Annotated in this window: 17 protein-coding genes; 5 read left to right on the top strand and 12 right to left on the bottom strand. The window is 50.1% G+C overall.

The genetic code is table 11. The annotated features are described in order from the left end of the window. Positions 1 to 531: 531 nt before the first annotated feature. Positions 532 to 2,214, top strand: a complete 1,683-nt coding sequence (locus HY774_25780; protein MBI4751910.1) for an FHA domain-containing protein — start codon at positions 532 to 534, stop codon at positions 2,212 to 2,214. Positions 2,215 to 2,277: 63 nt separating this feature from the next. Here the strand turns inward: HY774_25780 and HY774_25775 are convergent, their stop codons facing one another. From HY774_25775 to HY774_25755, 5 genes are all read right to left on the bottom strand, one after another. Further along, positions 2,278 to 3,291: a threonine/serine dehydratase gene (locus tag HY774_25775; protein MBI4751909.1), complete on the bottom strand. Its 1,014-nt coding sequence runs from the start codon at positions 3,289 to 3,291 to the stop codon at positions 2,278 to 2,280. A gap of 163 nt (positions 3,292 to 3,454) precedes the next feature. Next, positions 3,455 to 4,627, bottom strand: coding sequence for a saccharopine dehydrogenase NADP-binding domain-containing protein (locus HY774_25770; GenBank protein ID MBI4751908.1), 1,173 nt, complete (start codon positions 4,625 to 4,627; stop codon positions 3,455 to 3,457). Positions 4,628 to 5,086: 459 nt separating this feature from the next. Next, complete coding sequence (locus HY774_25765; protein MBI4751907.1) at positions 5,087 to 6,607, bottom strand: PPC domain-containing protein; 1,521 nt, start codon at positions 6,605 to 6,607, stop codon at positions 5,087 to 5,089. 11 nt (positions 6,608 to 6,618) lie between these two features. Beyond that, complete coding sequence (locus HY774_25760; protein ID MBI4751906.1) at positions 6,619 to 6,774, bottom strand: hypothetical protein; 156 nt, start codon at positions 6,772 to 6,774, stop codon at positions 6,619 to 6,621. A 286-nt stretch (positions 6,775 to 7,060) separates the two neighbouring features. Then, entirely contained in the window at positions 7,061 to 9,571 is a 2,511-nt protein-coding gene (locus tag HY774_25755) for a TonB-dependent receptor (GenBank protein MBI4751905.1), read from the bottom strand. Between the two features lie 838 nt (positions 9,572 to 10,409). Here HY774_25755 and HY774_25750 point away from each other — a divergent pair. Beyond that, positions 10,410 to 10,898 (top strand): hypothetical protein, encoded by a 489-nt coding sequence (locus HY774_25750; protein MBI4751904.1) that lies wholly within the window; start codon positions 10,410 to 10,412, stop codon positions 10,896 to 10,898. A 180-nt stretch (positions 10,899 to 11,078) separates the two neighbouring features. Here the strand turns inward: HY774_25750 and HY774_25745 are convergent, their stop codons facing one another. The 3 genes from HY774_25745 to HY774_25735 all read right to left on the bottom strand — a co-directional run bounded on the left by HY774_25745 (position 11,079) and on the right by HY774_25735 (position 15,006). After that, on the bottom strand, positions 11,079 to 12,419 hold the full coding sequence (locus HY774_25745; protein ID MBI4751903.1) for a tetratricopeptide repeat protein: 1,341 nt from the start codon (positions 12,417 to 12,419) through the stop codon (positions 11,079 to 11,081). A 100-nt stretch (positions 12,420 to 12,519) separates the two neighbouring features. Then, positions 12,520 to 13,191, bottom strand: coding sequence for a hypothetical protein (locus HY774_25740; protein ID MBI4751902.1), 672 nt, complete (start codon positions 13,189 to 13,191; stop codon positions 12,520 to 12,522). A gap of 159 nt (positions 13,192 to 13,350) precedes the next feature. Further along, complete coding sequence (locus HY774_25735) at positions 13,351 to 15,006, bottom strand: HEAT repeat domain-containing protein (GenBank protein MBI4751901.1); 1,656 nt, start codon at positions 15,004 to 15,006, stop codon at positions 13,351 to 13,353. 313 nt (positions 15,007 to 15,319) lie between these two features. Between HY774_25735 and HY774_25730 the strand changes: the two genes are divergently transcribed. The 3 genes from HY774_25730 to HY774_25720 are packed head-to-tail and all read left to right on the top strand — an operon-like array spanning position 15,320 to position 18,551. Then, on the top strand, positions 15,320 to 15,649 hold the full coding sequence (locus HY774_25730) for a PadR family transcriptional regulator (GenBank protein MBI4751900.1): 330 nt from the start codon (positions 15,320 to 15,322) through the stop codon (positions 15,647 to 15,649). 5 nt (positions 15,650 to 15,654) lie between these two features. Further along, the gene (locus HY774_25725) at positions 15,655 to 17,979 is read left to right on the top strand and encodes an ABC transporter permease (GenBank protein ID MBI4751899.1); all 2,325 of its coding nucleotides are present in this window, start codon (positions 15,655 to 15,657) and stop codon (positions 17,977 to 17,979) included. Between the two features lie 26 nt (positions 17,980 to 18,005). Next, positions 18,006 to 18,551 carry a hypothetical protein gene (locus HY774_25720; GenBank protein ID MBI4751898.1) on the top strand — a complete coding sequence of 182 codons (546 nt, stop codon included), beginning with the start codon at positions 18,006 to 18,008 and terminating at the stop codon, positions 18,549 to 18,551. A 72-nt stretch (positions 18,552 to 18,623) separates the two neighbouring features. Here HY774_25720 and HY774_25715 read toward each other — a convergent pair whose 3' ends face one another. From HY774_25715 to HY774_25700, 4 genes are all read right to left on the bottom strand, one after another. Continuing rightward, on the bottom strand, positions 18,624 to 19,193 hold the full coding sequence (locus tag HY774_25715) for a four helix bundle protein (GenBank protein MBI4751897.1): 570 nt from the start codon (positions 19,191 to 19,193) through the stop codon (positions 18,624 to 18,626). A 237-nt stretch (positions 19,194 to 19,430) separates the two neighbouring features. After that, entirely contained in the window at positions 19,431 to 19,970 is a 540-nt protein-coding gene (locus tag HY774_25710) for a hypothetical protein (GenBank protein ID MBI4751896.1), read from the bottom strand. A gap of 124 nt (positions 19,971 to 20,094) precedes the next feature. After that, a complete protein-coding gene (locus HY774_25705; GenBank protein ID MBI4751895.1) occupies positions 20,095 to 20,613 on the bottom strand; it encodes a hypothetical protein in 519 nt (172 codons plus the stop codon). Positions 20,614 to 20,631: 18 nt separating this feature from the next. Next, entirely contained in the window at positions 20,632 to 21,369 is a 738-nt protein-coding gene (locus HY774_25700) for a hypothetical protein (GenBank protein MBI4751894.1), read from the bottom strand. Positions 21,370 to 21,377: the final 8 nt, after the last annotated feature.

Genomic DNA, 21,377 nt, shown 5'->3' with positions numbered 1-21,377 from the left:
GGAACAGGTTCGTTCTCTCCAGTGCTCCCCCGCTTCGCCCGCGCCCCTGCGGGGCGCGGGCGAAGCGGGGAGCCACAAGGGGTGGCCTTTGGATCCGGTGGTAGGCCCAAAGCGGCCAACCGACCGGCTATCCGAACGGCAACGCTTCGCGGTGCAAGACCAAAACCTGGATGTGGCAGAACGCGCCCCAGGAACTTATTTTTTAACGCTCCCTAAGCTTGTTTGATTGAACTATTTGACTGTTCTCTCACACGAGGATTTCATTGCAGATTAGTATTACACAGTAGATGCAAGCAATCCGAAGCCAATCCAGGCCACCCTGGCCGGAAATTGTTCGGTCATGGGAATGGGGTGTCTCAAAACCAAAACATAGGGAGAGTGTCAGCCAGCAGCTTTTCAACCAGGGATTTTCAATCAAACTGCCGACCGGGTGAAATTGCGTTCACGGAATGTTTCTTTTAAATGCTTGTCTGATTTAGAATAGCAACTCACGACAACATCTCATCCGAAGGAACCCCCACATTTTTCGCCATGTCTTCGCCAAACGCTCAGACCCCGTGTATCACATTGTTTACCAGGGATAACCAGCCGCTCTCCAGAGAAATCACTGGCGATGTTTTTTCAATTGGACGTGGACCAGATAACGATTTGCAAATCAAAGATTTATTGATCTCGCGCAACCATGCCGAAATTGTCCGGTTAGCTGACGGCAGCTTTCTCTTTCGGGACAAGGAAAGCAAGTCAGGAAGCTTTATCAATGGCGCCATGGTGACCGAAAAACCCCTGGCAACTGGTGATGAAATCATTTTGGGTGACATTACCGCCGCTCGAATTGTGTTTAGTTGGGCTTCTCCGTCAGTTGTCAGCCAGGCTGAGGACAGTCGGCAGTCGGTTTCAAATATCCTGACCGCTCCGACTCGGGCCCAAAAGGTGTTGGTTCCAGAAATGGCCGGCGCCACGATCATCACCGACCGGCAAACCCGATTTCTCAATACCGAGTTGATGCTGCAACCACAGTATGTTTCAACCCGGACGCTCCAGCGCATGGCTTCGCTGTATGAAATCACACATAAAATCCTACCGGTTCATGACCCCATGGAACTGGTTTCGATGTGGCTGGACTGCATTTTTAAAGCCCTGCCGGTCGAGCACGGTGTAATTTTGATCTACAATCCGGCCAGCGGTCAGCTTGAAACTGCTATCAACCGGGACCGAGGCAATACTGGGGCACTGACCACCTTCAGCAAAACCATTGTCGAAAAAACATTTCTGGAAAACGTTGCAATTCTAGCCAGCGACGCCAGTGCCGATGAACGGTTTTCGGCGCGGGAAAGCATCATTATTCAAAATATTCGGTCAGTCCTTTCGGCACCGATTAGTTCCAAGAGCCGGGTCTGGGGTGTGTGTTACCTCTACAGTCGAACTCAGGCGGCGTTATTTGATTCCGAGGACCTGGAATTTCTGATGGCAACGGCGCGCGAAGTCGGCCTGGTAATGGAAAACCTCAGCCTGATCAATGAGTTACGCGCAACTCAAGAGCAACTCGTCAAATCGGAACGCATGGCGGCAATTGGAAAACTCGCCTCGTCCATTTCCCATGAGCTTCGCAATCGGCTGGCGCTCCTGAGTGGCGCGGAAATTTTGGAAATCAAATATGGCAATGACCCAGAGGTAAAGCAGTTTACCGATATGGTGTTGCTTGGTCAGGAACGGGCCCTGGCGTTGGTCGAAGAAATCCGCGCCTATGCCAAAAACCGACCGATGGATTTTGAAAAGATTCGTCGCCCGATTGTGCCGACCATCGAACGCACGATTTCATTTTTGCGATTAGATCACGGCGTCAAACGGCGCTCACTCCATTTTCAATTTACTGAATCTCCAGAACTTGTCTTTAATGAAGAAAAAGTGGAACAGGTACTGATGAACCTGGTTCGCAACGCCGTCGAAGCAACCAAAGAGGACGCTGGTCAAGTCATAGTTCGCCTCGTGGTCGAAGGCCCCACCGTTGCAATTCATGTCGCCGATAACGGATGTGGGATTCCAGCCGAGAACTTGCAACGAATTTGGGAGCCGTTCTTTACCACCAAAGGGGACGAAGGGACAGGATTGGGTCTGGATATTTGCCGGCGGATTATCGAAGCCCACGGGGGGACGATTACCTGCCAGAGCCAGGCAGGTGTGGGAACGTGCTTTACGATTCGACTTCCCTTGTAAAAGAACTCCTAAATTCACTTTGAACCACAGAGGACACAGAGGATCGCAGAGAAATCCAGAAGATCATTCTGCCTCTGTGTTCCTCTGCGTCCTCTGTGGTGAAAACGAGGACGAATACGTGGTAAAGACTGATTCTGCGTCAGCATTGCCGCCGCAAATCAACGCGACTGGTTTTTTGAAGCGGTCAACCGGGAAGTCACCGGAAAAAATGGCTGCCATGACAGCGGCCCCAGCCGGTTCCACAAGCTGGTTGCATTCAACCCAGAGCCAGCGCATTGCATCCAGCATCTGGTCATCGGTGACCAGAACTATTTGATTTACAAAGTGTTGAGAGAGTGCTAAAGTTCGTTCGCTGACGCTTCTCGGCGCAAGAGTGGTAGCCACGGTACGTACTTCCGATAATTTCCTCACCGCTCCATTTTTCATACTTTCCAACATCGAAGGCGCTCCGACCGGTTCCACCCCGATGATCTGAACCTCAGGTTTTTTCAACTTGATGGCGGTTGACACACCAGAAATCAACCCGCCTCCGCCAATTGCCACCAGCACACAATCAACATCCGGAACATCATCCAGAAGCTCAAGTCCAAGCGTGCCCTGGCCTTCAATCGTCTGAATGGCATCAAACGGGTGAACATAGGTCATGTTTTCCTGTTCGGCGTGAACCAGCGCCTGGACATTGGCGTCGTCCCAGGCAAGGCCATGTTTGATCACCCTGGCACCCCATCGTTCAACCCGCTTGACCCGATCATCATCGGCAGTTGCTGGAAGGTACACCAGGCAGCGAATCCCAAGTTTGTGAGCCCCAATCGCAAGCGCCACACCATGATTTCCACCTGAAGCCGTGATGACACCGCGTTGCCGTTCAGACTCGCTCAACTGAAGCAGTGTATTGAAAACACCTCGAATTTTGAATGATCCACTGATTTGCAGGTTCTCAAGTTTCAAAATCAGATTGCCTGGAACATTCTCTTGCAGCAACGGCGCAGGTAAGAGCGGGGTATGCCTGACAAAAGATGCAATCCGCTGATGCGCACGCTCAAAACGCCCGGTCGAAAATTCACTTAAAAAATTCATAAAGCTTTGGAACCAATTGAGATAAAACTGGATGAAGAAAGGGGTTAGGGGTTAGGGGTTAGGGGTTAGTGATTAGTTTTTGGTTCTTGGTTCTTCGTTGAAAGTATTGATTTCTAACCACTAATCACTAATCACTAACCACTTGTTCTTCATTCTTCCGATCTTATTTCACCTGAGTGAGGGTGACGGTCATGTCGCGTTTGGCCATTTCTTCAACCATTCGAGTGGCGTTGACTGCTTTTTCCAGGGAAACGGCACCCTGGGCGACTTCTCCGCGTGCCATCATTTGCGCCACGATGGCAGCGTGGAATCCGGTCATGCGTTCCATGGCATAAAAGCCGGTGGTTTCCTCAAGTCGGTCAACAATATCCAGATGGATTTCAGCCTGGGCGCTACCTTTTTGACCCCGGCCAACGATATGAATGACCATCATATCTTTGTCTTCAGGAAGAGGGGCAATCTTCGGATCCAGAAGTGTATGGAGCACCTGACGCGGTACAACCGACACACCACCAACATCAATCGGATCCAGATTAAACAACCCAATGTCACGTAGTCCTTTAAACAGTGCCACATGCCCAGGATAGCGTAACGTTTTATTTTTCAGGGTTTTGAGTTTTCCCTCATAGGTTGGAACCATTGTCGAAAGGCCGCCTGAAGTTACAAAAGCTTCAAAGGTCCCAAGGCCCGGAATTTCAATCAGTTCATATTCATCATCAGCAAAACAGGCCGTTGGTTTAACCTTGCCATCAACCAGGTACAGCGCATCTCCCCAGTATTCGTTGGTCAATCCTTCAATGTTAAAGAACAACGCGAAGTTAAACGGAGGTCGGGGCTGCTGGAGCAATCCGCCGTCATAAATGAGGATATCTTCGGCCACTTCAAACTGTTCGGCGAGGTAGACGGCCAGATTGGAAATCATTCCCGGGCCGACACCGCAATCCGGAACCACTGAAACGCCGGCCTGAGCGGCGTCTTCGTGCAACCCAAGTTGCTGCATCACCACGCCCGTATTGCCGCCCATATCGCAAAAATGGCATCTGGCAGCAATGGCAGCTTTGGTGGCTTCAAAGTTGAGAAAATAAGGAATCGCGCTGACACAAGAATCCAGCGGCTCAAAATAAGCGGCCACCGCGGCTGGATCTTTGGCATTGAGTTCCACGCCACGGGCAATTTCTTTGCCCACAAGGCGGTTGATTCGGGCAGCGCTTTCTTCAGCCACTCTTCCATTGGAATCAGCCATAATCACGGCTTCGGCATCGCCAAACCGTGCAATATCATACCCTGACGCTGTGCCCTGGCGACCAGCGCCCAAAACTCCATACACAAAAGACATAAAAAATTCCTCAATAAAAATGATGATGACCAGCAAGCCTTGAGTGTTCAAAACACCAAAGCCGAAAGAGCCGGTTTATATATCAGTTTTTTGAATTGAGGAATAGCGAGGACGGTTTGGGGCAGGCAACAAAGGGAGCGAGTGGTGAGGAGCGAGGAGCGAGGAGTCAATCCAGCCGAGCGAGATAGCAAGAGTAGCGAGTGGTGAGTAGCGAGTAGCGAGTAGTCAGAAAAAGATCCTCATGCTTTGAGAAATTCATGCGAAGTAAGTACCTTGTCATAAATTTCCTGAGATATTGGATTTGGTAAGTATTTGATTCTTTTCGTGTATTTCGTGTGTTTCGTGGTTCAAAATGTCTGGAAATTTTCGGTAAGGTACTTAAGCTCAAGGATTTGACTGACGATAATGTTGAATTGATTGACTATTCGCTACTCGCCACTCGCTACTCGCTTTCCTGCGCTACTTCGCTTTCTTGATCTTGAAGTTTTCGTCGCTGTCATCCTGAGCCGCGTTTCCAGCCGCATCACGGGCAATCACTCGAATGCGAGCCGTTTTGGATTTGGGTTGGGTCGCGCTGACCGCAAATGAAAAACTTTGGGCTGACCCTGGAAGACCAGTGGCGATGGTGGTTGCAAAGGTGGCACCGCCATCTGTCGAGAGCAGTAAGTCATGGCTGGCAAGTGCACTATTGTCAGACGATTGCCATTGAACGAGGAAGGATTGGCCGGCTCTTAACTTGTCTGATTTGGAATTAGGTGAAATGAGCCGCACCGTTGGCGGCATGGCATCTGCTCCGCCAATGGTGAAACTGGCATCGCTGGTGTCAGAGCCTTCGTTTCCAGCCGCATCACGGGCCACAACCCGGATCCGGGCCGAAGTCGAACGCAAAGTGGTGGGAATTGGAAAGGTAAAGATACTGGTATTTCCAGAAAGTCCTGTTGCCACTGAGGTTGGAAAAGTGGTGCCGCCGTCGGTTGAAAGGGATATTTCCTGGCTGGTAACGCCAATGTCGTCGGTGGCTGTCCAGGTGATATTGAGGGGGCTTCCAGCGGAGGCTGTTTCACCTCCATTTGGTGACGAAACCCGAACTGTAGGTGTTGTACGATCAGTGCTAAACGCAATAGATACTGTGTTTGAAGCCGCGCTTTCACCTGTGTCATAGAGAGCCGTTACAACGTAGCTATAGGAGGTTCGGCCATCTCCACCCTGTGGCGTATCAATAAACTGAGTTGTGTCAGCCAGGACATTCCCAACCAGAAATTCACGGGTCAACGGGACGGTGGTGCTTTCAGCGCGGTAGATATTGAAGCTGTCAAGTTGGGGTGTTCCAGAGTCAGAGGTTGAAATTGTCAACTGGTAGTCTGAATTTTCAGCCGGAGTTGGTGGGCCGGGCTCAAAGGTCGAAACGGCAATCAAGTACGTTCCCGGATCAAGATCAACCAGTGTCAGCTCCGGGTTATCCTGGGTCGCTCCGTCGTCATCCAGAATCGTCAACCGGGCATCATTGGCCAGGAGCCACACGTCAAGATCAGCATCTTCTTCAGTGTATTCAAGTTTGATCGAGACCTGTTTGGCCTCGGTCAAAGTAAACTTGAAGACATCTTCGAAATCATCGCTGGAACCATCAGCCAGTGCCAGGACATACTGACCGGTATCAGATGTTTCGGCCCTGCCGCTGACAATCGAATTCAATGATACTGATTGGGCCTGGGTCTGGCTGTTATTTGGCTCAGTTTCCGCAACTGGTGCTTGCCGAAGGGTTGCAAGTTCGGTTGAAAAGCGGCTTAAATCGGGGGGTTGCCAGTTTAAAACAACCTGGCTTCCGGTCTGACGTGCCGTTAACCCAGAAGGAGGCGCCAGAGCGTTTCCCTGGCGTGCCAGAACGGCAACTGGCTTTCCGAAGACGCCTAAACCTGTCAGGAGACAAAAACAAAAGTAAAATGTGAAACCCATCCGCAAATGCTTAAAACTCTGTGACATGAGAGTTTTCCTTAGGTGATGATCAAGATGTCTGGGATTGATTGAGTTCGATTGTACACGTAACGATTGGCAAACCAGGTATTGGTCAAGGGAATGATTTGAACTTGTGGTTTGTTAGAGCCTTTTTGTGCTGATTTGGTTTGGAATTTTGGGAAGTCAGTAGTCATACCAGTTTGTAGTCAGTAGATCGTAGTCAGTAGTTCACTAAATTCAATTGATTGAATTACTTGACTGTTCCCTAATACGATAGCTTCATTCCAAAATGGTATCAGTAGTCAGTAGACCAAACCCAGGTATTTCAGTTTGCACAGACCTTGAAAAGAACTCTTTGCAAATGACTCAAAAAGAACCAAATACACTTGACAGGCGCTTCAAAATCCTAACACTCGACGACTGACGACTGACGACTGACGACTGACGACTGACGACTGACGACTGACGACTGACCTTCTTTTAAAAATCAAACTCGAATTTGCCGCGGAAGGTGCGTCCAATGCTATTGTAAAACTCTCCGAACATTGGGCTTCCAATATTGGCCTGCACATCACGAGGATTGAAGTGATTGGTCAGATTAAAGATTTTGACACCAATTCGAGTAATCAGTTTTTTGCCTCGGAAAGGAATGGCGATTTTCTTGGTTACCTGCAAATCAAGCGCTAAAAACCGAAGAAACCGCTGGTCATTTGGGTTGCGGATGCCAACAAAATTCTGGTCATTATCCACCCGTGAGAAGGGAAACCCGGTGTGAATGTCCAGTACCGGTGAGGCCACAATGCCAAAGGGCAACTCGAAATTGCCGACCGTGAGAAAGCGATTCGGCGTGTCAAATGGCTGACGAGAGCGCTGGTTGTCGCGGATAATCGGCGCCCGGAAGTTTCCAAAGTAGGTGTTGAAATCATTTAAATCGCCAGTGGTTTTTGATCGGACATAAGAAAACGAAATGTCGCTTACGTCATTCAATCGGTAGCGCGTGGTAACCTGATATTCCCGATAACTGGACGTGGCGCCATTGGACATCACCAGCACCGGGCCTTGAAGCGGGTCCGTCGCAGGGTTGACCAGAAATTCGTTTTTCCCTTCGCGCTTCTGGTATCCAAAGCGCAGGAAAAAGCGCTTGAAGAGTTGATGGTCAATTTCGAAGGTGCCTGACACGCTGTAGGGCGTCCGCAATTCGCCGGCAAACACGTTGCGCAGTGTTTCAGCCGGACCAACCGGTGTGATGCCGTCTGACTGGAAGGCTGTGACCCGACGGCTTTGAAACCGATCAAAGACACCGATGCCTAGTGGCACTTTGTCATAAAACACGCCAATTCCGCCGCGAACGACAGTTCTTCCGCCTGAAAATGGCACAATTACAAACCCAAAGCGCGGGGCAAAATTGTTTTGGTTTGAGAGGCCGTTTCGGTCATAGCGCAACCCCAAATCAAGCACAACATTTGGCCGAACTGTGTATTTATCCTGAACAAAAACAGAGACTTCGCCGACGTTGCGTTCAAACTGGCCATCACCGACGAAGTCAATCCGCTGGCTCAGTGTGCCGTCTTGCCTGACCACATCAATTCGGTTGTTGCGCTCACGTCCGTCAAAGGTTGTGTAGCTCAGCGTGGTGCCGACTTTGAGCAGGTGATCCCCTTTCGCGTCAACCGGTGCAAAGTTGTAGATTGACTGTCCGTCGTACCGGGTCGAAAACCGATCCTGACGGTTAAAGAAATTCCCACTGTTGACGGCTGGCGCAACAGTCATCGGCGTGTCTCCTTGAGGAAACACAAACGCATTGAACCGTTTGGCGGCAAATGTGGTTTCAAGCAATGAGCCATTGGTAAAGACGGCCCGCTCGGCGGCTGAAGCAAAAAAGCCGCGCTGGCGAAAGTTGGCCGAGACTTCAATGGGGTTAAAGGTGTTGAGATTGACTGACTGCAAGTTTTGTGGATAAAGCGACAAAACACCAGTTAAGTGGTTTCGTCCATTGATGTTCCAGTCAAGTTGCGTGAATGAGTCGAATGACTCGTACTGGACATCGTTTTTCAAATTTGGAAGCGACGGAACGATATTGCGGACAAACTGATACTGAAAGGATTGTGAAATCGTCAGTTTGTCTTTGATGATCGGCCCCATAAAAATCAGGCGGGGCGTAATGGATTCAAGTCCAACCAGCTTGCTTTTACCGGTGTCTGGGTCTGTGCGACGGCGCATCCGGGGAATAAAGTTGGTAAACAAGAATCGCCACGTATTGCCCCCAGCACGGGTGCCGATGGTGGTCACCGCGCCGCTGAATTTTCCAAATTCCGCTGAGTAGGGGCTTGAGAGCACCGAAACCGTTTCAATTGCTTCGATAGGAAGGCTGATGGCGTAGTTTCCGGTGACCGGATCCGTGACGTTGGCACTATTGACCAGCAAACCGGATTGACTGGCGCGGGCGCCCTTAATGTTTAAGAGTCCATCAGGCCCACGGACAACGCCTGGCACCAGCGGCAGTGCATCCTGAAATGTCTCGTTGACGAGTGGTGCGTTGCGCAGTGTCTTTTCCTGGATTTGGGAAACAACCGAGGTCTCAGTTTTATCAATTTCATTTGGGTTGGCCTTGATTTCAACGACGGCTTCTTTAGTTTCTTTGATTCTTAAATCAACCGTGATGGCTGAAACGGCGCCCGAAACGATTTTATAGCTCTTGCTATAGCTTTCAAACCCTGGCACTTCAATCGTGAGTTGATAATCACCGGGTAAGAGATCAAATAACGTATAGCGGCCCTCTTCATCAGTTGTGACCGTGACCGGGTCTTTCGTTGTCAGCGCCGTACCACGCAACGTTACAACGGCTCCCGCAAGCGGTAATTTCGACCCATCTGCCTGAATTCCATTGACAAGTCCTTTAATTTTCGCCGCTTGCCAGTTGGCTACGGCTTGTCCACTGACGAGCGCGAAGATCAGCATTGCTCCAATAAAAGCTCGAATCGCCATGTGCATACCGAATGTCCACTTTCTGAATCGTTTCTTATTGTTTTGACTTTCAAAAAGAGCAGGAGGTTCTTCCGCAAGAGGGATTGAGGGCCGTTGAGCCTCGACTCTGGTTTGAAAAGTCAGGTGTGTGAGTGGGTCTCTCCTGGACCGTAACCATAGGTGTAAAATTTGGTCACCGCCAGAAACAAACCCTCAAAGACAGATATGACAGCCAAAAGGGTGAGAATATTTGAACCCTGACTTGGTTGTATAGGTCATTTTCACAGACTTGCCTGGAACTGGTTGCTGGACATCAATCGTGAAGTAAAATTTAAAAACTTGATTGCGTTAAAAGATAACTGCGTTAAAAAGTTTTTATGGATAAATTCTTTGGCGTTGCAATGATGTATCCTTTGTAAATAATCGGATTCCAAAGTGGCGAGACGAGGTGGGACAATCAGTGTAAATTCTTGATATAAATAGTTTTACATAGGAAAAAATAGATGAGATTCTTGCCTGGGAATTAAACCCATCCCACCTGAATTTCCGGAAACCAGTAGAAGAAAATGGAACGCAATCCGACCCGGAGAGTTAAGGTTGGCTATAATCCAACAAGGGGGAGGAAATTGGCTTCAGCAAACCTTACCCGGTTCAGGTGGCATCTGTCCGGGTAGCTTCCCAATTAAGCCAGCGTGGTTGTTCATTTCAAATCCACCTTGAGCAATTTCAAAAGACTTGTATCATTGAAAATTTCTTTTCCCAACCAGCTTCACCATGGAATCACTCAGTTACGTGGTGACACCTGGAAAAAGGAAATTCAGCATTTTAATTTATTTCTAAGAGCAAATTTGCGAGGGACTCAAATATGAATCAACTGTTTCGGAAGTTAGTTTTGGTAATGGCGGCCATTCTGATGATTGCTCCAATCGGCCTCACGACATTGACTGTGGAGGCCAAATCAGCCCAAAACCAGCAGCGAGAAAAACGAAGTTCAATCAACATGCTCGGCTTTTTCTTAATGGAATTACCCGGCAACATCAAACCAGAAGCCCTGAATGAAAAATGGGCAAGCCGGCGCGGAATCTGGCTCAGACAATGCCAGACCCAGTGGGACACCACGAAGATTGCCGAATTATTGATTGAATTGGATTCATTTGTGAAAGAAACCGGCAATGATCCCAAATGGAAAAGCCGTCGGCCCGGATGGATCAGCGAAGTCAAAGCTGTCACGACAAACCCAGAACTGGCCAAACTGATGGTTGAATTTTCAGGGAGCGTCAAGCCGGATATGTTCCAGCCAGATTGGAAAAATTCACGGGATGGCTGGGTAAAGCGGGTTCAAAGTGCAAAATAAAATCGTTTTGGGCTGAGGGTACAGGGCTAAGAGCTGAGGGAAATACAATGATTTCAATGATCTAGCCTCCGCGTAATACACTGCCTTCATTGCAAAGTGGTATAAACAAGGGAAAGGGAGGTGATTTACCAAATCACCTCCCTTTCCCTTTTCAGTGTGGAACTCAATTTCGAACTGGGGTCAGGCCAAGCCAGCCAGTTTTTCATTCGCCAGTTTCTGAAATTGACGAACTTCGCCGCGCCGATAGTGAGGAGTGGTTCGGACAGCTTCGAGGCATTGTTCCAGTGCCTGACGGGCTTGTTCACGTAAGCCTAACCCGGCGTAGCTAGCACCCAGAAAATACAGTCCCTCAGGATCAAACTCCCGCTGTTGCACATACCGTTCAAGAAAAGGCCGGGCATCTTCACACATTCCGGCTTCAAAATAGGTGGCGCCGATTTCACGCCAGATTTCATACCGGCAATGTTTTTCATCGCGAGTTACCACCGCATCAAAATGGGAGATGGCATCCTGAAAACGTTTTTGTTCACGGGCGATCCGGCCAAGCTGGTAATGGGCGTCAATTTCGTTCGGGTCAATCTCGACAGAGCGGTTGAACCGGTCAATCGCATCGCTGTACTGACGCCGTTTTTGATGGATCAAGCCAAGCTGATAGTGTGCTTCCGCATCCCGTGGGTTAATGGTCGAAGCTTCCAGATATCGGCGAAAACTTTGCTGTCCGCTAAACGCAGTCGAAACAAAGTTGGCTTCACCGCGGATGTACCCATAGAGGTAAAAAGCGATCCAGGGAAGCATCACATACGAAAGGCAGCTTGAAAAAATTGGCGCCAGCAAAAGGGAAACCCACGACAGCAGAACCGTCACAATCGCGCCCTGATATTCAGACCCAAGGTTTACCCGCAGGGCACAGACCATCAAAATCGCAAAATACAGCGTTCCAAGGCTGACCACAAACGGGGCCAGGAACAATTTTCCAACTGGCCCCACCAGAAGCAACAGCGCCCCAGGCAGAAATGCCGCCGCCCAGGCCATGCAGGTACAGGCCAGCAGCGACCCATAGTGCTGCTGAAAAAAGATCCCAACCCGAGCCGTGGGAATAAACCACGATCCAACTATGATCGAGGCCGGCACATAGAGCAGGGTCAAGGCCGCCACCCAGGACAAAACCGACATTGGTGAACTTAAAAAGGCATAAAACAAATAGAGCATCCGGGTTGGTGTAAAGCCACGGCTGAGAGGGGGGACATCTTCCTCGGTTTCATCTCCTGTGGTACTGGCAGGGGCGTCGGCTTGGGCCGGGGCGACCTGGTGAGTTGAGGGGAGCAACGATGATCCAACAAACCAGAGATTTCCCACCACGGTCAACATCGGAATCGCCAGGGCCAGATAAAAGACAACTGTTGCCACCGCCGCCACGGTCATCGCAAAAAGCAGGCTGCCGTGGTCAATGATGTCATTCATGGCCCGGATCGGGTTGTAATACAGCTTTGCCAAAGCTTTGAAATTGTCAGAAATCACCATAAGAAAATCAGAAAGAAGCGAATTGAGGACGCAGGTTTGAGGACTCTGATTTGGGGCTAAGGAACCCAAACCAACTGAAGATCAGCCAGAAGCCGATTTTTCACACAGACGCCATCATTTGATCAAACAGCTTTTGAGCTGCCGGATTTTGGCCACCTCGCATGGCCAGTCGAACACAGAACATTGCTTTGGCCCGGTTTTGCTCAGCCAGTGCCTGATTGGCAATTTCGACCAGGGTTTGGCCATTGGCTCCAGCCACCAAATGCTTGATGACGGATTGGGCAATTTCATCTGGCCAGTCAAACGGGTCAGACGTCCCAAGATCATGAGGTCCAATGATGTTCTTGATCCGTTCATCAGTGTCATTCAAAAGATACCAGGCGGCTTTGCAAAAAACACCAATCAGAAACAGGCCCATCATACCGCTCAAAAACATATAATCTTTTATATTTGATGGACGGCTCATGGTGAGGGTCACAAAACTAAAAAACAAAAAAGCCCCACCACCAAAGATCAACAGCACATTCCCCCAGCCATTTAACATTCCTTTAGCAACCAGCCGAGAGGAAGATTTCAATTTGATGGATTGGTATTTTTCTTGTTCATACCCTGCTTGCCAGATGGCCAACACATGGATGGCCTTATAGGGAATGATTGGAATATAGAACAGCATGAAGGCTTCGATAGCATCATATTGAATGCAGCCATCAATATTGCGTTCTTTTGATGCTTTAATTAACCCGGTACCTACCCCATTTACGCTGTATGGCATAACCAGAGCGTTCCTTTCCTTATAGGATGAGTGAAATAGCGAGATAGTGAAGAGTGAAGAGTGAAGAGTGAAGAGTGAATAGTGCTTTGGCTCCTAGACTACTCGCTACTCGCTATCTCGCTACTCGCTCTTTCTCGCTACTCGCTCTTTCGCTACTCTTCAAATGGTGAGTCCTCGGCGGGACAATTCTTCCTGAGCCAGTTGGCGGATGTATCCACAATTGACCAGTTGTTTGGTATTCCAGCTTTTATAAGTTTCCAACTGGCGGTCAGTTTCAAGCCGGACCTGCTGGACATTATCCAGACGAATCACCGCTCGTAACTCATCAATTGAAAACTGAGGCGCGCTTTGCTCCAGGAGCTGCCGTAACGCACCAATCACCCGACTGGCAATATCCGAATCTTCCGTCAGGCGCAGGAGTGGTCGAACCGCCCGAACGTCTCCGAGTGACCCGAGAGCCTCAGCCACAACGCCTCGGACTTCGGCGTTGCGGTGCCTTAATAAATTGAGCAATTGTTCGGCTGCCGCCGGGTCTTTAATCTGACCAAGGGCATAGGCTGCGGCTACGCGAACATAATTATGTTTGTCGTTGAGGGCTTCGATGAGAAATGGAATGGCGGCGGCCCCAACATTGACCAATTCATCCCAGTTTCGCAGGGCAATCGCACATCGAATAAACTGGGTTTCATCAGGGGGGATCCAGCGCAGGGTCGAGAGTGCCCAGGCGGATGCTTCACGGACTTCGCTGTCTTCATCAACCAGGCCGTTCACCAGGTAGTCAATCGCTTGTGGGTCGCCCAGTTTGCCAAGCGCTTCGGCGGTTGTTTGCCGAACACCGCTTTCCGTATCTTTGAGTTTGGCGAGCAATGGCAACACCGATTGGGGTTGTTTGAATTCCCCAAGTGCTTTGGCCGCCATTTTTCGAACCTCGCCATCTTTGTCATCCAATAAAACCAGAATGGTATCAACCGCTCGGGGGTCATGGATGATGCTCAGGGCCCGGAGTGCTGCCCGTCTGACATCGGGTTCCCAATGTTTGAGCATTTCAAAGAGCGGTTCAAGTGCGGCAGGATCACCGATTTTTCCAAGGGCTTCGATCGCACCCTGTTGAATTTCCTTATCGTGGTCTTTGAGCGTTGCCACCAGGACATCAAACGCATCTTTACCAAGCTGCGAAGCCAGATCCCAGTTGTGAACCGCAACGGCGAGATAGGCTTTTTCCTGAGTCGTTTGGGCTCGCCAGCCAAGTGCCTGGAGGGCTTCGGCGGCGGCTTCACGGACGGCGCGGTTTGGGTCATTGAGTTCGCCGACCAGCGGCTGAATAGCCCGTTCGTCACCGATGTTCCACAACGCGTAGGTTGCGCTTTTGCGCACATCGCTGTCGCTGTCGCCCAGGACTGACACCAGCGCCGGGACGGCTTTTTTGCTGCGCATCATGCCCAGCGATTCAGCCGCTGCTTTACGGACATCCCGATCATGGTCGGCCAGTTTGGTAATCAACGCATCCGAAGCCTTCAGGTCGCAAATGATTCCGAGCACATAGGCCGCCGATTTGCGAACTTCACGATCCTGTTCATTGAGCGCCGCAATAAAGGCCGGTACGGTCGAACGGGCGGTTGATGACCGCAACCAGTTCGGATCAATTTTACTGAGTGCTTCTTCGGCGGCGTTGCGAACCATAAATTCCCGGTCTTTCAACGCCAGAATCAAGGCTTCAATCGCGCGCTGGTCTTTCGATTCACCTAACTTGCGAGCGGCTCGTAAGCGGGTTTCGATGTTGTTTGACTTCAGTTCTTGAAGCGTCCACCACAGCATAACCGGCGCACTCCTTCCAGTTCGGCAGTGAAAAAACAGGTTGAAAGATGTGAGGAAAGCAAATTGAGGTGAAAAGCGCCGTCATTATGCCTTTGGTTGGGTCATGTCACAAGCCTGATTATCTTGAGTACTGGGGACGAACCTCAAAAAAGGCAACGAAGCCTGGCCTTCACGCCAGATTCTTTGGGACGTCGGTTCGGACCAAGGGTTGATCATTTCGAATGAAATGCTTGACAGTCTGAACCAGGATACTTTATATAGGTAGAGATCTACATAGGTAGAATAGTACATATATCAATTGAGGACTTCAGTTGTGCCTGCAAAAGTCAATCTGACCTATCCTTCGGCCTTGATTCTCCAGGTTATCGTCAATGGGTACCAATACGGCTTTGATATTATGGATGTCACGGGATTACCCAGTGGCACTGTCTATCCAGCCTTGCGTCGCCTCGAACAATCCGGGTTGATTGCTTCTCAGTGGGAAGCCGCCGAGATTGCCCAGCAGGAGCTTCGTCCGCCTCGAAAGTATTATGGAGTGACCCCAACCGGTGAACAGTCATTAGCTGAGGCGGTCAAACGGTTTCGATTACTTGAAACCATGATTCCAAATCTGCCGCGGAAAGAGCGACCTTCCCAGGGGTAATCGGTATGCTGAAACTGGATTCACCATCGGAATTCAAACTCCAGTTGCTCTTGTCGTTGATTTCGACTATTGCGGTGGTGGTGCCTCGATGTCAGCGAACCGATTGGAAGCAGGAGTGGCAGGCCGAAATTATTTTTCACTGGAGGCAATTGCACCAGCGGCACCGCTTCAATCGAAAAAGGCATTTCAAGGCATTGAATTACTGCAGTGGAGCGGTGGTTGATGCGTTGGTTTTGAGAGCTGAATCCAGTGGTTTGGTTGAGTGGGTCGGAGATTTCGCCCAGGGCATGGCGGCGGTTATTCGGTATCCGCGAACGGCTCTGGTATCAAGCGGAATGCTTTCCGCCGGGATCAGTTGCTTGATGGTTGGGCTGGCTGTGGTTGGTGCGGGCTTCTGGTTGCCATTGCCCATGGCCCAGGTGGACAGTCTGGTGGTTGTCAACAACACCTGTTCGGTCATCGAATCCAAAAAGCTTCCGTTTTCAGTTTCTGAATTTTATGACCTGCAACACAGTGTGACATCGCTGCAGGCAATCGAAGCCCTCCACCCTTCGCTGGCGAATGTTTCATTCACACACACCTCAGTGGCCGTGAAGCTAGGCCGGGTCTCGGATGGATTTTTATCACTCACGTCAGGCGGGGCCGCATTGGGAACCTGCCACTGGCCAGCGGAACCCAATTCATCTCAATCACTGCCAGGTGTTGTGATCAGTCACCGGTTTTGGAAACAGTATTTTGACGCAACGCCGGATATTCTTGGAACCCAGATTGAAGTTGATCAGAAGCCCTATCAAATTCAGGGCGTGATGCCCGCCGGGTTTGATCTCCCAGGCCAGATCAATGTGTGGATCCAATTGACATCTCCGGCCAATTTGGGAAGCCAGACTGAGCGGGACACCCGATTTCTCACTGTTTTTGGGCGACTCCAACCTGGAATGACCGTCAACGAGGTGCAACAGGAACTCGACATGCTGGCTCGGAAGCTAAAGCCAACGCCGCCAGTGACCGACGTGCAGTGGCCAGTGTGGGGAATGACGGTCAAGAGCGTGCGCCAGTGGTGGTTGGGTGACTGGTACACAACCATTCTGTGGCTGTTTGCCGGAACGGTGGGTGTCTTTGGTCTGGCGGTGTGGGCCACCATTCGAACCGAGGGTCGGCAACCGGTTGAGACTGATTTTGCGACCAACTCACGTCAACGTTTTCGGTGGAGTCTCGGAGAAGGCTGGGGGCTGATCACTCTGGGGATGATCGGCGGTGGTCTGGCTGGAATATGGTATTTGAAGCTGGTCAATCACGTGTTTTTGCAGCCAGTTCTCCAGGTTGAACCAGCCCGACTTGATGGATGGGTGTGGGCAACTACCTGTGTTGTGCTGATGCTGATGGTGATCATCCGGAGCTTTCGGGCCAGCCAATCCCTGGTGTCAGCAGAAATTATTTCTCCAACCTGGCCAAAACGGGCGTTTCAGTCGGTGGCAGTAACCCTTTTTCTGGGTCTGGCTGTGGTTGCAGGAATGTATCAGATAACGCTTGAAAAACATCAGAAAGTTGGAGGGCACGACGTCCGCGACTGGTTCACGTTTCAAGTTCGATTACCCGGAGTAAATCCAAAAGACCCGGCTGTGGTCGAGCAATTTCTGAATGAGACCACTCAGCGAATTCGATCCCTCGATGGTGTGACGGCTGTCTGTGCTTCCAGTCGGTTCCCGTTCGGTCCCCGAAAGGCTGACTGGTCAATTGAGATCGAAGGATACCGTCCTGAACGCACCGGGAAATTTCCAACCCATGGTGTGAGCGCCGTCAGCCCCGGCTATTTTGCCGCCTTTCAGTCCCGGATTCTGCTTGGACGGGATTTTACAGCCGAAGACCGATCCAATTCAGAACGGGTCGTGATTATCAATCGTGCGGTTGCCGATGCCTACTGGCCGGGTGAGAATCCACTTGGTCACCGGCTCAATTTAAACCCTGGTGATCCTCGGGGCTGGCGGACAATTATCGGAGTGGTTGAAAATACCTTGCTTCCTGGCACAGATGATCAAGTTTTGCCGGAAGTCTATTGTCCGATTGTCCAATTTCCACCTCCCATCCTGACATTTCTGGTTCTGAACCGTAAGGGGACACCGCTGCCGATGCTCGACCAGCGGAGTGAACCTCAACCAGCTATTCGGGTGTTTCATTTGAGTTCTCTCAATCAGAGGATGACCGAACTCTTGAGTCGTCAACGTTTTGCGCTACAGTCGTTGCTCGCGATGATCGTAGCCGTGATGGCGATTGTGGTTGGGCATTCTGACCCAACCAGGTCAATCCAGGCCGCTTCATCTCAAAAGAAGTAATACTGCGTGCGAGGAGTTTTTCCACCATGAGAAAATCGTTTATATCAATTCTGTTCCTGGTTGGGGTGTGTCTACTGTGGGCCAGTCCAGCCGTTGCTCTTCAAGAAAAAAAGGCTCAACCCAAAGCCAAACCGGTTGTTTATAATGTCATTCCGCCCGAAGCTCGTGAGTTTGATTTTTGGGTTGGGAAATGGCGGGTAACTGGACCTGGGACACTTCCCTTTACCGACACGGTCAAAATCGTTGCGGGTGGCACGGCGCTGATGGAAACCTGGGCGGCGCCAGATGGGTCAAGCGGCGGATCAAGCATCAATGTGTATGACAAAGTCAACCAAACCTGGACCCAAACCTATGCCGATAGTAACGGGTTATTTTTGCAACTCACTGGAAAGTTTGAACGTGGAGAAATGATACTCACCGGGAATTTCCGCAATCCGGCAAATAATCGAGTTCAGCTTGGGCGATTGAAATATTCCAATATCACCAAAAACGGGCTTGACCAGGTCATGGAGGTTTCAGACGACAACGGCCAGACCTGGACGTTGTTTTATCAAACCCATTGGACCAAATAACCTGAGTGAGAGGGCAAAAAAGGACATAAAGGACATAAGGGACATAAGGGACATAAAGACTTTTGAGGAAAGTCAGTTGGACTTTTTTAGGCCAGTATTTCTGGCTGCAATTCGGGCCTGAGTCATCCGCTCGCGAAGGCCGCCTTTTTTGAGAAATTCCTGTTCCAGTTTTTTGAGTTGCTGGTCCAGCAAAAAGCAGGTGACTTTGATCAGTCCGACAATGACGTTGGCTGAAATGGCTGGATCCGGGTGCTCAATTCCTTTGCGAAAGGTCTCAAATGTTGCGTCAGGCTGGCGGTTGAGTTCGCGCAATCGCCGGGTGTAGGAGTGGTCAGGTGACCATTCATCGAGATTTCGGGTTCTCAGAAAGTCACGGTAGTCAATCAGGAGTTCTTCCAAACTGGCGCGGGCAACATTGGTGAGTTTGATCTCGGTTTCTTTCGAAGTCCCTGATGCAAGGCTGGCTTCAGCGATGTTTTGTTTTCCGGAACGGGCGGCCTGGACCATCTGATCAATCGTCCGGTCGCCGATTCGGTAAAAGCGCCGAGTAAAATACACCGTGGCATCATAGACAATCTCAGCTTTCTGGTAGGAAAGCAGTTTTTGATAGCCACCGTGTTTTGGAATAAACCCTTTGGGCATGTGAGACCTCTCTTCTTAAAAGGACTTCCTGGACAAGCCCGGATCAGGGTTTTCCTGACTTCTTTTCCGTCCCTTATGTCCTTTTCGTCCTTTTCTGAATTTCAGCCAATTGAAAATCAAATTGTCCTGCTGGCTTCACAGCAACCCACGTGCCGAATAAATTGAATTTGGAAAACTGAAAGAAAACTCAATCTTCGGGGGCAATCACAAGCCGGTAAACCCTTGGCTGACGAGCAGTTATGACGAAGCCCACATTTGTGAAATCCACTCGCCCTCCCGCGTGTACAAAACATAAAAAAACGGATCCCCAAATGACATCACTTTCCTGGTTATCTTACAAAACTGACCGCATCCAGGATGCAGCGGCTGCTCATCGGTTGAAACAGAAAAGGGGATGATGTCAGTCGAGCTACACCGCAGGCACTTTGGCGGTGATTGACGTGCCAGCAACAATTTGAGTTTGGCGTGATAAAAAACACAGCGATCTGTCGGAGCCGGTGGGTCGCCTTCGATCAGTCCGTGAACTGGAATCAATTGTGTCTGTACCGTTTGGAGTACCTCTAAAATCGTTTGAGCCGTCGTCAAGTCTTCGGATTCAACAAAATGCCGACACTCCTGACACCAGGCCAGGCGCACCAATACCGGCATGACTTCCTGGTTTTCAAACTGGTAGTACCGCGGATAGTTGGGAAAAAGCTTTTGCTCAAACCCACACGAACACAAGAGTTCGAGGTAGGAATAGCGAGTTGAAAGGTATTTCTCAACAAATTGAAACATAGTTCAGTTTCGGGAGAAAAGTTTAGAGTTCCACCTTCAGGCGGCTTTGGAATTTCAGATACGATTTGAAAGGGTTGAGTAACACTTGAGTACAAATGAACCGCCTGAAGGCGGAACTCTAAACTTATTCCCGATTTCCAGGCTGAGAAGCGCCTGGATATATCGGAACCATCCCTTTGCGTGGAGTAACCATCCGAGTTGGTGCTTTGCCAATCCCAAATTCATTGACCAAATACCAGGCTACCTCTCTGGTAGTTGTACGTTCTTGGGGATTTAAACTGCATAACACGTCATTGATGTGAGCTGATGACTCAGTGGAATTGATCAAAAAGAACAGGTACAGCTTGTGGTGGGGTTTCATCCAAAAAGCTGGTGGTTGAGATGCCGGAGTCACAACTATTTGCGGGCATTGGTGAAGTGCCTTAACCAGCGTTACCGGATCCATCTGAGCCCAATCAATGTGGTGGGAATAGACACCAGGTTTGGTGCGGGAAAGCCACACCGCCACTTTTCGAGCTTTGACATTTGTTTCGTAATGGAGTGCTCCCAGCGTAGCCGTGACGGCAATCAATACTGACCAGCCGATGAGGAGACAACGCCTGGTAGCTGGCCGCAGAGGTTTCTGGGTGAGTTGCTTCAACATACACTTGTACTCCATTCTTTATCCCTCAAGCAGAACTTTGGCGGGATCTTCCAAAATTTCTTCAAACCGGTTGAGGTATTGTCCGACGTGGTAGCCATCCATCAGGGCGTGGTGGACTTCGATGGAAATCGGGAGCAATACCCGGTCGCCTTCAGTGACGAAGCGGCCAAAGGCAAATTTCGGAATCGAGTCTTCCTGCCGCCATTTACGGGCATTGGTAAAGCTCGTGAAGGAAATCCAGGGCAGGGTGGTCGAGTGAATCCGGGCGTTGTCTTCGTGTTTGGGATGCAGTCTGCCATCACCGGCTTTGACGCGGGCGAGTTCTTCCAGGGCACCAGTCACGAATTTCGAAAACCGGACGTCATAATCGAAGTAAGCAAACGTAAAGCTCCCGTTTTCCATCAGCACGGTGGTTCCGCCGTGGATCACGTCATACACGCGAACTTTGCCATCTTCGAGCCGATAACGAAACGATTCGATTTCGTTGACCAGCCGGAGCGCAATGTACTGATACCCAAGAAAAATTGTCGCCTGTGGCACCTGGGCAACCGCTGGCTTGAGTTTGGTAATGTCAAGTCGCGTGCAGATATTGAAGTATGGGTTGTCATATTCGCGAAAAAATTCAAATAAATCGCGCCGGGCCCATTGGGAAATGTCGAGATAGTGGGGCATAGAAGGAAAATAGGGTTTGGGGTTCAGGGTTTGGGGTTCAGGGTTCAGGGTTTCAGAAAATATGCGAGTGTCCTTTGAAACCATAAGTGGCT

The sequence above is a fragment of the Acidobacteriota bacterium genome, from assembly GCA_016208495.1.
Classification (GTDB): Bacteria; Acidobacteriota; Blastocatellia; order Chloracidobacteriales; family Chloracidobacteriaceae; genus JACQXX01.
This window is presented reverse-complemented; position numbering and strand designations above follow the sequence as displayed.